Here is a 10073-nt window from a genome sequence, read left to right on the forward strand (position 1 = left end):
CCTTCCCCGTGATCACACGATCGGGGCCGGCGGGTCAACGCGGGAGGGACGAGACGATGGACGCAGACGATCGACGGGCCGAGCCCCCGGAGGCGACGGCTCTCGTCGCCCTGTGGTCGACCTTTCCCGACGAAATCGCCGCGGAAAAGGCCGGCCGGGCGTTGGTCGAGGCACGGCTCGCCGCCTGCGTCGTGGTCCTCCCCGGCCTCGCTTCGATCTATCGCTGGCAGGGCAGGGTCGAGACCGAACGCGAGGTCGTGATGATCGCCAAGACCCGCGCCGACCTGCGCGACGCCGCGATGGACGCGATCGCCCGGTCTCACCCCTACGAGGTGCCGGCGGTGCTCGCCCTCTCGGTCGAGGCGGTCGCCGCCTCCTATGCCGCCTGGGTGGCGGCGGAGACGGCGGGCGCCGCGGTCTAGTTCTTCTCCAGACGATAGCCGTCGTGGCAGGCCTTGCAGGTCCGCCCGATCGCCGGGAGCGCGACCTTCAGCCCGTCGACGCCCTTGCCGACGTTCTCGGCCTGGGCGGGCAGCGCGGCGCGGAAGTCGGCCATCGCCTGTTTGAAGCCGGCCATGTCCTTCCAGATCTTCGGCGAGGCGGCGGTGTCGCCGCCCTTGTCGGTCCCCGCAGGGAAGGCGGCGTCGACGTCGATCGAGGCGGCCGCGGCGGTGATCTTGGCATGGGCCTCCGTCGCCTGCGCGGCGTCGTAGGGGATCTCGCCCTTCAGCATCTTGAGCAGCACCCCGCCGAAGGCGCCGCCGATCGCCTTCATCGTCGCCTTGCGGGTCTCGATCGGGTCGGCGGCTTGGACCGTCGTGGTGCCCAGGATGGATGCGAGTGCGAGGGCGGCGAGGCCCGTCCGAAGTCCTGTCATGGCGTCCTCCTCGAATGCGATGCGGCATGGTGCCGGCACGGCGGGAGGGACGACCTCGTCCCGGCCGTGCCGGCCGCGAAGCGTCGCATGCCGCGCGGCCGGTGGGCGGTCACGGATGTGTGAGGAGGCGCGTCCCGGCCCTCGGCACGCGGTGCGTCGTCGCGCCGTCCTTGCGGAAGGGGGCGGGCCCGGGCTACGGGGGAAGGAGAGAGCGAACAGGAGACGTGCCGTGACCGAACCCACCCAGCCCCCGCTCGCCGCCGCCGTGTCGCCGGCCGCACGCCTCGTGCCGCCGGCGGTGCTCGCCGTCTTCGCCGCCGTTCTCATGCTGCAGATGCTCGGGGAATGGCCGGCCGCACTCGGTGCTCTGCTCGGCGCGGGTCTCGTCGCCGCGGCCGGCTGGACGCCGCTGGTGCTGCAACGGCCGTCGCGGCGGATCGGCGGGGCGGCGCTGTGCGGCGGTCTGGCGCTGATCGCGGCCTTCGTCGGTGCCGCGATCGTCGGCGGTGCCTATTCGAAGACGGTCGAGGGCACCCAGGCCGGTGTCGCGCTGCTCTTCTCGCTGTCGATCGCCGCACCGGTCTATCTGGCGGCGGCGGTCGGTCTGGCGGCGTTGCAGGCACGACTCGCCGGCAGCAGGGCCTGATCGCTCACGCCGCCGCGCTGCCCGAGGCGTCGACCAGTTCGAGATCGATCGGCTCGACCAGATCCGACGTCAGCCGGCCCAGGTCGAAGCCGATGTAGTCGGGAACCGACGCCGCGCCGATGGCGGCGGAGATGACGTAGCCCTGCACCTCGTCGCAGCCGAGCGCCCTGAGTTCGAAGAGCTGCGACAGTGTCTCGACGCCTTCCGCGACGGTGGTCATGCCGAGCGCGGTGGTCAGCTCCATGATCGCCCTGACGATCGCCCGGCTCTGCGGGTTGGCGTCGATGTCGTCGACGAAGCTCTTGTCGATCTTGACCTTGTCGAAGGGGAACTTGCGCAGGTAGTTGAGCGACGAATAGCCGGTGCCGAAGTCGTCGAGGGCGACGCGGACGCCGAGGGTGCGCAGGTCGCGCAGCATCGACAGCGTCTGTTCGCCGGCGTCGAGCAGCGTCGTCTCGGTGATCTCGACCTGCAGCCGGTTGGGCGTCAGTCCGCTCTCGGCGAGCGCGTCGACGATCACGGCGAGCAGGCGGCGATTGCGGAACTGCACCGGCGACAGGTTGATCGAGACGCGCACGTCCGGCGGCCAGGTCGCCGCCTCGCGCATCGCCGAGCGCAGGATCCACTCGCCGATCGGCACGATCAGCTTGCACTCCTCGGCGATCGGGATGAACTCGCCCGGCGACACCACGCCGTAGTCCGGCGAGGTCCAGCGGATGAGCGTCTCGAAGCCGCAGACCCGGTTGGTCGCGAGATCGACGATCGGTTGGTAGACGAGCCGCAACTGGTCGGTATCGAGCGCCCCGCGCAGGCCCTGTTCGAGCCGGCGCCGACGGTCGGCGCGCGCGTCCATGCCGGCTTCGAAGAAGCGGTAGGTGTCGCGGCCCTCTTCCTTGGCGCGATAGAGTGCGAGGTCGGCGCTCTTCATCAGGTCGGCCGGTGTCTCGCCGTCGTCGGGGGCCACCGCGATGCCGATCGAGGCCCCGATCGAGAAGTCGGCGCCGTCGAGGGTGAAGGGGCGGTCGAACTGGGCGAGAATGGCGAGCGCGATGTCGGAGGCGAAGTCGGGCCGGTCGCATGCGGGATGCAGCAGCGCGAATTCGTCGCCGCCGATGCGGGCCACCACCCAGCCCTCGCCGACCGTGTCGACCAGCCGACGGCCGACCTCGGCGAGCAGTGCGTCGCCGACCGGATGGCCCATCGTGTCGTTGACCGCCTTGAAGCGGTCGAGGTCGATGCAGATCAGCGTCGCGCCGTTGCGATGGTCGCCACCCGACCGGGCGAGCGCATGGTCGAGCTGCTGGGCGAACTTCGAGCGGTTGACGAGGCCCGTCACCGGATCGGTCTCGGCGAGATAGGCGACGCGCGCCTCCGCCGCCCGCCGCTCGGTGACGTCGGAGGCGACACCGTGATAACCGCAGAACTGACCGTTGGAGCGGAAGATCGGACGGCCCGTGACGCTCCAGCTGCGCATCTCGCCGCCGACCACCAGATCGACGACATGGTCGCGGAAGTTCTCGAACCACTCCATCGCCTCGATCATGTCGGTGACGCTCTCGGCCGTCGAAGACGACAGCAGGGCTCGGAACGGCATGCCCGACAGCTCTTCGCGGCTGCGGCCGGCGACCTCGCAGAACCGTCGCGACGGCTCGACGATCTTGCCCTGGGCGTCGACCTCCCACAGCCAGTCCGAGCCGTGTTCGTGGAAGTCGTTGAGGAGCAGGCTGATGACCTCGTTCTTGTCGGTCAGCTCGGCGCGGTTGCGGGCATTCTCGAAGAAGCGGGCGGCATGGATGAGGACGTTGCGCGACAGATAGGTGCCGTAGATCAGCCAGAGCACGATCACCATCGTCGTGTTGACGGTGTTGACCGTGTCGGTCGACACCATCATCGCGAAGAGACCCGAGGCGATCATGATCCAGGAATAGCTGAGCGCGGCCGTTGGAACCGTGGCCAGCCCGAAGGCGCCGCCGGCGATCATGCCGGTCAGCAGGATCTGCATCATCAGTTGGTGGAACGTGTCGGACCCCGGCAGCAGCGCGATCGGCGCAATGCCCCAGGTCACGGCGAGCAATACGGCATTGAACGCCGTCCGCCGCAGCGCGCGCGGCGAGGCCGAGGCGATGGTCCGCCCACGCGACCGCCACCAGCCGCGCATCGCGACCAGCGTGAAGGCCACGACGGCGGCGAACCACAGTCCGAGAAACCATGGCGAGGTACGATCGTGGAAGGCGGCGACGACGACCGCGGAGGCGACGACGTTGACGGTCGCCGACATCGGCGTCAGTTCGACGATGGCGGCGACCTGTTCGCCGCGGATCCGACGAGCGGTTTCCTCGTCGATCGGCGACGCGGCAGTGCGTTCGCCCGACAGCGTCCTGGCTATGCGATCGTATTTCGATGCGGGTTCCTGATCGCTGTCCGCCACGCCCGAGATCTCTCCCACTGTGCCTTCCGGAAAAGCTAAGCGACAAACCCCAATGGGGAATTAACGCCCTGCTGAAACCGGCAATGAAATCCGAGACTTCGGGCGGTGCATCATGACGCAGCGGAACCTCGCGTCCGCGGCGTCGCGACCGGGAGCGGACCCGGGTCGCCGAACTTTCCGCGACGACAGTTCGAATTGTCGGCATCGCGTAGGGGAAACGTAAGGAACTCGATCGTTATCGTTTTCGCCAAGATTTCGAAAAAAGTCCGGGATGTTCGGGAAAACCATGTCCGATCTTCGTGCCTCCTCCCCGATCTCGCCCTTTCGTGCCGTCTGCGGTCGCACGGTCGCCCGCCTGCGGGCGCTGTTGTGTGATCGGCGCGGCAATGTCGCGGTCGCCGCCACGCTCGCCTTCGTGCCGCTGGTGGCCACCGTCGGCCTGGCGATCGACTACGATCGCCTGTCGCGCGGTCGCGACGGCGTCCAGCGCGCGCTCGACGCGGCGACGCTGGCGAGCGCCGCCAAGGCGCAGCTCGACACGGCGTTGTCGACCAACGTCTTCAACGCCAACATCGCCGGGCTCGGGGCGACGGTTTCGGACCTCGCCTTCGCCGCGGTCGGCGACAACATCAACGGCACGGTGACGGTGTCGATCCCGACGACCTTCGCCGGCATCGTCGCCACCAAGACCTTCGACGCGACGCTGACGTCGACCGCCGCCATGCCGGCGAAGACGATCACCTCGGCGACCTTCAAGTCGGTGTCGGCCAAGGGCGCCTATTCGAAGGACATCTTCCTGTTCACGCGCGACGCGTCCGGCAAGATCATCAGCCAGACGACGGTCCTGACCTACCGCTACACCTACAAGTACGGCACCGGCAGCTCGACCCTGACGCCGGCGGCGGGCGTCACCAAGACGATGACGGTCGGCGCCTATCAGACCTACGGCGTCGGTCTGGTGATCTACACGGACAATTCCTACACCGGCAAGCTGGTCAACCCGGTGACCAAATACTCCGACGCGTCCGACGCCTCGCAGTGGATCAAGTCGAGCGGCACCTGCGAATCGAGCTCCGGCGCGACCTTCAACGTCGAGGACGGCGGCGATTCGGACTTCGCCGACTTCGTCTACAAGTTCAACTGCACGCTCGCCGCCTCGTCGTCGGACAAGGCTCGCCTGACCAACTGACGTCGCCGGCGCCGCGGGCGCCGGTCTCGGTCGGTCGACGTCGTCGGGAAATGGTGCCGGCAGAGGGGATCGAACCCCCGACCTTCGGTTTACAAAACCGCTGCACTACCGCTGTGCTATGCCGGCGCCGGGGCGGAGATAGCATGACCGCCGCCGGGAAAAAAGCGCCGAGACGGGCGCTCCGCGCGCGGCCGATTCGCGGCCGCCGCCGCGATCACGCGCCGGCGTGGCGCCGCCCCACCACGTAGAGCGCCAGCACCGCCGCGTTCGACACGTTGAGCGACTTGATCGGGCCGGGCACGTCGACGCGGGCGAGATGATCGCAGGCCTCGCGCGTCACCGGGCGCAGGCCCTTGCCCTCGGCGCCCAGCACCAGAACCGTCCGCGGACCCACCTCGGTCGCCTCGAGCGCGGCGGGCCCATCGCTGTCGAGACCGACGACGGTGAAGCCCTCCTTGCGCAGGGTCTCGAGCGAACGCGCCAGATTGACCACCTCGATGTGGGTCAGCATGTCGACGGCGCCGGAAGCCGCCTTGGCGAGAACGCCGGTCTCGTTGGCCGAATGGCGGGTGGTGGTGAGCAGCGCGTCGGCGCCGAGCGCCACCGCCGAACGCATGATCGCGCCGACGTTGTGCGGATCGGTCACCTGATCGAGCGCCAGGACGAGCCGGGCGCGGCCGAGATCGGTGAGTTCGACCGGCTCCAGCGGCCGCGTCTCGACCAGCACCCCCTGATGCACCGCGTCCTCGCCGACCCGCGCGTCGATCCACTTCACGTCGACCTGCTGCGGCGGCACGGGGAAGACGACGCCGCGTTCCTCGAGCCGGGCCTGGGCGTTGCGGGTGGCGTAGATCGCGTGGATCACCCGGCGCGGATTGGCCAGCGCCACCTCCACCGTGTGCAGGCCGTAGAGGAAGAGCCGACCGTCCGGCGCCCCCGTGCCTTCGCGGCCGCGACGGCGCTGCACGATCGGCGGGCGGGTCGGATGACGTCCGGCCTTGGCGACGTGGCGCGGCGAGGGGGTGTCTTTCATGGGAAGGCTCCGAGGGGCGGCAGAGGCGCTCCTTTTGCCGCTTTCCCGCGCCCGGCGCAACGTCCGCGACGGACCCGTCCCGGCGCCTCGACGACGAAGCGGTCGAAAAGACCGTCATCGCCCGTTGACAGGGCCTCGATCGATCGCCATAACGGCGCCCGCAACGGCGCTGCGGCCCCCTCGGGGGTGGCGATGCCGGTTCGTCCGAGCCTTCGGGATCGGATCGAAGCGTGGGGGAATGTCCCGAGCGGCAAAGGGGGCGGACTGTAAATCCGCTGGCTAAGCCTTCGTAGGTTCGAGTCCTACTTCCCCCACCATCTTCGATTCCGTCGTCGCGCCGAACGATCCGGCCCTCGTGCCCGAGCTCGCGGGTATAGCTCAATGGTAGAGCAGCAGCCTTCCAAGCTGAATACGCGGGTTCGATTCCCGCTACCCGCTCCAATCTCCGAAACCGACCGACATGAACCGAGCGATTCACCGGATCGATCGGCTCGACGCGTTCAACGTATGGTTTCGTTTCATGTTTATTGTTACTAATAATAAAATTTGCGAACAATTCTTGAATTTGGGTCGATGTTGCATGAAATACGGAGCGAAATTTCAGTTATTTGGCGGATTTAGACTTGGAATTCCGTGATTGTTAAGTTTTGTAACGCATGTTTCTCCCACAGTCGTCACACAGGGAGACCCGGTTGGGGTGTGACGGCAACGGGAGGAAAACCGATGTCATTTGCCAATTTGCGCATCAAGGTGAAGCTGCTTCTGCTCGTCGCCTTCATGAGCGTGGTCACCGTCGTCGTCGCGTCGGTCGGCGTCAATCGACTGCAGGTTCTGGCCGAAAATCTGTTCGTCATCGACAAGCTCGGCGACGTCACGGTGCTGGGCGCGCGCATGAACCAGAACCTGATCGTGCTCAACCGGGCCGAATATCGCGTCGCCAGCGATCCGACGCCCGAGACGATCAAGTCGGCCGAGGCGGTCGTCGCCGAAAACGGCAAGATGCTCGAGGAGCGGCTGGTCAAGTCGCGCGACGGCGCCGATCCGGCCGATCTCGAGAAGCTCGATCGGATCCGTGACGGCTATCGCGAGTATCACGCCAAGCTCGAGGCGACCTTCGCCGCGGCTCACAAACTCGCCGAATCGATCCAGCTCTCCGACGCGCAGAAGCAGCTCGCCCACATGACCGTGGAGAGCCGCGCCGTCGCCGACAGGCTCCAGGCCACGATCAAGGGCTATGTCGACGGCCTCGACGTGAAGGGACAGCAGATCAGCGACGAGTCGAAGGCCTCCGCCGGTCTCGCGGTCAAGGTGATGATCTCCGTCGCCCTCGTCGGCGTGCTGGTCGGCGGCGTGATCGGCTGGCTGGTCGCCACGCTCGGCGTCGCCCGTCCGCTCAATCGGTCGGTCGACGAACTCAACGGCCTCGCCCGGGGCGACCTCACGGTCGACGTCACCGGCACCGATCGCGGCGACGAATGCGGCGACGTGGCCAAGGGTCTGCTGATCTTCAAGGAGAACGCACTGCGCGCCCGCCGTCTCGAGGTCGCGGCCACCGAGGCTGCCGAGAGGTCCGCCGCCGAACGGCGCGCCGCCATGCTCGAACTCGCCGACAACCTTGAATCGTCGATCGGCACGATCGTCGAAGGCCTCGCCGGTTCGTCCGAGGTGCTGCAGGGCGCGGCCCAGACGACGAGTGCCGCCGCCGAGGAGGTGTCGCGCCAGTCGACCGCCGTCGCCGCCGCCTCCGAACAGGCTTCCGGCAACGTCCAGACCGTCGCCGCGGCGTCGGAGGAACTGTCGGTGTCGATCCGCGAGATCGCCCGCCAGGTCGGCCGCTCGAGCGAGATCGCCGTCTCGGCCAATCGCGATGCCGAGACCTCGGCCCAGACCATGGGGCGCCTCGCCGCGGCCGCCGAGAAGATCGGCTCGATCGTCGGCCTGATCAACGCCATCGCCTCGCAGACCAACCTCCTGGCGCTCAACGCCACGATCGAGGCGGCCCGTGCCGGCGAGGCCGGCAAGGGCTTCGCGGTCGTCGCGGCGGAAGTGAAGCAACTCGCCGACCAGACCTCGAAGGCGACCAGCGAGATCGCCGCCCAGATCACCGAGATCCAGACGTCGACCGCCGATTCGACCCGCGCGATCGACGCCATCGGTGCGACGATCCAGCAGATCACCGGCCTCGCCGCCGCCATCGCCTCGGCGGTGGAGCAGCAGGGGGCGGCGACCACGGAAATCGCCCGCAACGTCCAGGAGGCGTCGCACGGCACCTCCGAGGTGTCGCAGAACATCTCCGGCGTGACCCAGGCGGCACACGAATCGAGCTCGGCGTCGATCTCGATCCTCACCCAGGCCGCCGACGTCGCCGGCAAGGCCGACAGCCTGCGCGCCGAGATGGCCGGCTTCCTGCGCCACATCCGTGCCGCCTGAGGCGACGTGGATCCCCTCCGGCCCCGCGGACATCTGCCGGCGGGCCGGGTTTCTCCCCGAAGAACAGGGACCGGGCGATTGCGGCATGCCGTCGCCCGGCCCCCCTGATTTTTCAGGGGTTTGACGCGTCGATGCAATCTCCGATGGTGCGCCGCCCGCGGACAGCGGGCGAACGACGGGGGATGGCATGACGACGCGACGCGCGATGATTCTCGGACTACCGGCACTGGTGCTCGCCGGTTGCGGCCAGACCGATACCGGTGCGGGGCCGGAAGCGGCGAATTACACCATCGTCGGCGTCGACGTCGCGGTGGCGCCCGACGCCGTCTTCGCCTTCGTGTCGCTCGACGGCCTCACCGATGCCCAGCAGGGCGAAATGATGAAGGCCGAGCTGCGCCGCGTCGTCCTCGCCCGTGTCGGCAGTCACGTCGGCAGGCCGAAGCAGGGCCGGCTGGAACTGATTCTGCGCGCCGTCCACGTGGCGTCCGGTGCCGGCCGTGTGCTCCTTTCCTCCGACAGCATGATCATCGCCGACGTCCGCCTGACCGACGCCGTCGACAAGCACGTCGTCGCCTTCCGGGCGAACCTTCGGGCCGATGAGCAGGGCATGAAGGCCTCGGGGTCGATCGGCATGATTCCGGTCGGCGCCATCGCCTCGCTGGCAGTGAATGCCTCCAATGCCGACAAGACCTACACGCTGATCGCCGAGGCCTTCGCCAAGCAGGTCGAGGTCTGGCTGGCGGCGTGAGAAGAGCAGTCTCGACGGGACTGTTGAAAAAACCCTCTTGAACCGCGACGCGAAAACCCCTAGTGGATCGCCCAACTCGGACGAGAGAGGCGCGGGAACGCGTCGGCTCGTCCAACACGAACCTCTGAGACGAATGCCAGCCGCCGGAAGGCAAGGGACAGGGATATGGCCAAAGAAAAGTTCGAACGTAACAAGCCGCACTGCAACATCGGCACGATCGGGCACGTCGACCATGGCAAGACGTCCCTGACCGCCGCGATCACCAAGGTGCTCGCGGAGACCGGTGGCGCGACCTTCAAGGCGTACGACCAGATCGACGCCGCTCCGGAAGAGAAGGCGCGCGGCATCACCATCAACACGGCGCACGTCGAGTACGAGACGCTGAAGCGTCACTACGCGCACGTCGACTGCCCCGGCCACGCCGACTACGTCAAGAACATGATCACCGGTGCCGCCCAGATGGACGGCGCGATCCTGGTCGTGTCGGCCGCCGACGGCCCGATGCCGCAGACCCGCGAGCACATCCTGCTCGCCCGTCAGGTCGGCGTTCCGGCTCTGGTGGTGTTCCTGAACAAGGTCGACCTGGTCGACGATCCGGAGCTGCTCGAGCTCGTCGAGCTCGAGGTTCGCGAGCTGCTGTCGTCGTACGGCTTCCCGGGCGACGACATTCCGATCATCTCGGGCTCGGCCACCGAAGCTCTGAAGGACGGCAACCCGGCCTT

General features: G+C 67.9%; 9 protein-coding genes and 3 tRNA genes. 8 read left to right on the plus strand and 4 right to left on the minus strand.

The window, feature by feature from the left end; translation table 11 throughout:
* The first annotated feature begins 56 nt into the window (after positions 1 to 56).
* Positions 57 to 422, plus strand: a complete 366-nt coding sequence (gene cutA, locus ACT541_RS18570; RefSeq protein WP_476138595.1) for a divalent-cation tolerance protein CutA — start codon at positions 57 to 59, stop codon at positions 420 to 422.
* On the opposite strand, the gene ACT541_RS18575 is transcribed toward cutA, so the two are convergent.
* On the minus strand, positions 419 to 877 hold the full coding sequence (locus tag ACT541_RS18575) for a c-type cytochrome (RefSeq protein WP_476138596.1): 459 nt from the start codon (positions 875 to 877) through the stop codon (positions 419 to 421). The genes cutA and ACT541_RS18575 overlap by 4 nt on opposite strands.
* 229 nt (positions 878 to 1106) lie before the next feature.
* Between ACT541_RS18575 and ACT541_RS18580 the strand changes: the two genes are divergently transcribed.
* The gene (locus ACT541_RS18580) at positions 1107 to 1523 is read left to right on the plus strand and encodes a hypothetical protein (RefSeq protein ID WP_476138597.1); all 417 of its coding nucleotides are present in this window, start codon (positions 1107 to 1109) and stop codon (positions 1521 to 1523) included.
* A 4-nt stretch (positions 1524 to 1527) separates the two neighbouring features.
* On the opposite strand, the gene ACT541_RS18585 is transcribed toward ACT541_RS18580, so the two are convergent.
* Positions 1528 to 3951, minus strand: a complete 2424-nt coding sequence (locus ACT541_RS18585; protein WP_476138598.1) for a putative bifunctional diguanylate cyclase/phosphodiesterase — start codon at positions 3949 to 3951, stop codon at positions 1528 to 1530.
* A 286-nt stretch (positions 3952 to 4237) separates the two neighbouring features.
* Between ACT541_RS18585 and ACT541_RS18590 the strand changes: the two genes are divergently transcribed.
* Positions 4238 to 5140 (plus strand): TadE/TadG family type IV pilus assembly protein, encoded by a 903-nt coding sequence (locus ACT541_RS18590; protein WP_476138599.1) that lies wholly within the window; start codon positions 4238 to 4240, stop codon positions 5138 to 5140.
* Positions 5141 to 5191: 51 nt separating this feature from the next.
* On the opposite strand, the gene ACT541_RS18595 is transcribed toward ACT541_RS18590, so the two are convergent.
* Both ACT541_RS18595 and ACT541_RS18600 read right to left on the minus strand, forming a co-directional pair.
* A tRNA-Thr gene (locus ACT541_RS18595) sits at positions 5192 to 5266 on the minus strand.
* Positions 5267 to 5354: 88 nt separating this feature from the next.
* Complete coding sequence (locus ACT541_RS18600; RefSeq protein WP_476138600.1) at positions 5355 to 6173, minus strand: TrmH family RNA methyltransferase; 819 nt, start codon at positions 6171 to 6173, stop codon at positions 5355 to 5357.
* A 232-nt stretch (positions 6174 to 6405) separates the two neighbouring features.
* On the opposite strand from ACT541_RS18600, the gene ACT541_RS18605 reads away from it, so the two are divergent.
* From ACT541_RS18605 to ACT541_RS18625, 5 genes are all read left to right on the plus strand, one after another.
* Positions 6406 to 6490 (plus strand) — tRNA-Tyr (locus ACT541_RS18605).
* A gap of 50 nt (positions 6491 to 6540) precedes the next feature.
* Positions 6541 to 6614: transfer RNA gene (locus ACT541_RS18610), tRNA-Gly, on the plus strand.
* Positions 6615 to 6896: 282 nt separating this feature from the next.
* Positions 6897 to 8603 (plus strand): methyl-accepting chemotaxis protein, encoded by a 1707-nt coding sequence (locus tag ACT541_RS18615; protein ID WP_476138601.1) that lies wholly within the window; start codon positions 6897 to 6899, stop codon positions 8601 to 8603.
* 187 nt (positions 8604 to 8790) lie between these two features.
* Positions 8791 to 9351 (plus strand): hypothetical protein, encoded by a 561-nt coding sequence (locus ACT541_RS18620; protein ID WP_476138602.1) that lies wholly within the window; start codon positions 8791 to 8793, stop codon positions 9349 to 9351.
* Positions 9352 to 9516: 165 nt separating this feature from the next.
* Positions 9517 to 10073: GTP-binding protein (locus tag ACT541_RS18625; RefSeq protein WP_476138603.1), on the plus strand; the 557-nt coding region annotated here is incomplete at its 3' end.

The sequence above is a fragment of the Pinisolibacter sp. DMC100 genome, assembly GCF_056313705.1.

Excerpts from the sequence above, each read along its gene's own strand:
- ACT541_RS18575 (WP_476138596.1), bottom strand. The coding sequence starts at position 877 with ATGACAGGACTTCGGACGGGCCTCGCCGCCCTCGCACTCGCATCCATC.
- cutA (WP_476138595.1), top strand. The coding sequence starts at position 57 with ATGGACGCAGACGATCGACGGGCCGAGCCCCCGGAGGCGACGGCTCTC.
- ACT541_RS18615 (WP_476138601.1), top strand. The coding sequence starts at position 6,897 with ATGTCATTTGCCAATTTGCGCATCAAGGTGAAGCTGCTTCTGCTCGTC.
- ACT541_RS18590 (WP_476138599.1), top strand. The coding sequence starts at position 4,238 with ATGTCCGATCTTCGTGCCTCCTCCCCGATCTCGCCCTTTCGTGCCGTC.
- ACT541_RS18600 (WP_476138600.1), bottom strand. The coding sequence starts at position 6,173 with ATGAAAGACACCCCCTCGCCGCGCCACGTCGCCAAGGCCGGACGTCAT.
- ACT541_RS18620 (WP_476138602.1), top strand. The coding sequence starts at position 8,791 with ATGACGACGCGACGCGCGATGATTCTCGGACTACCGGCACTGGTGCTC.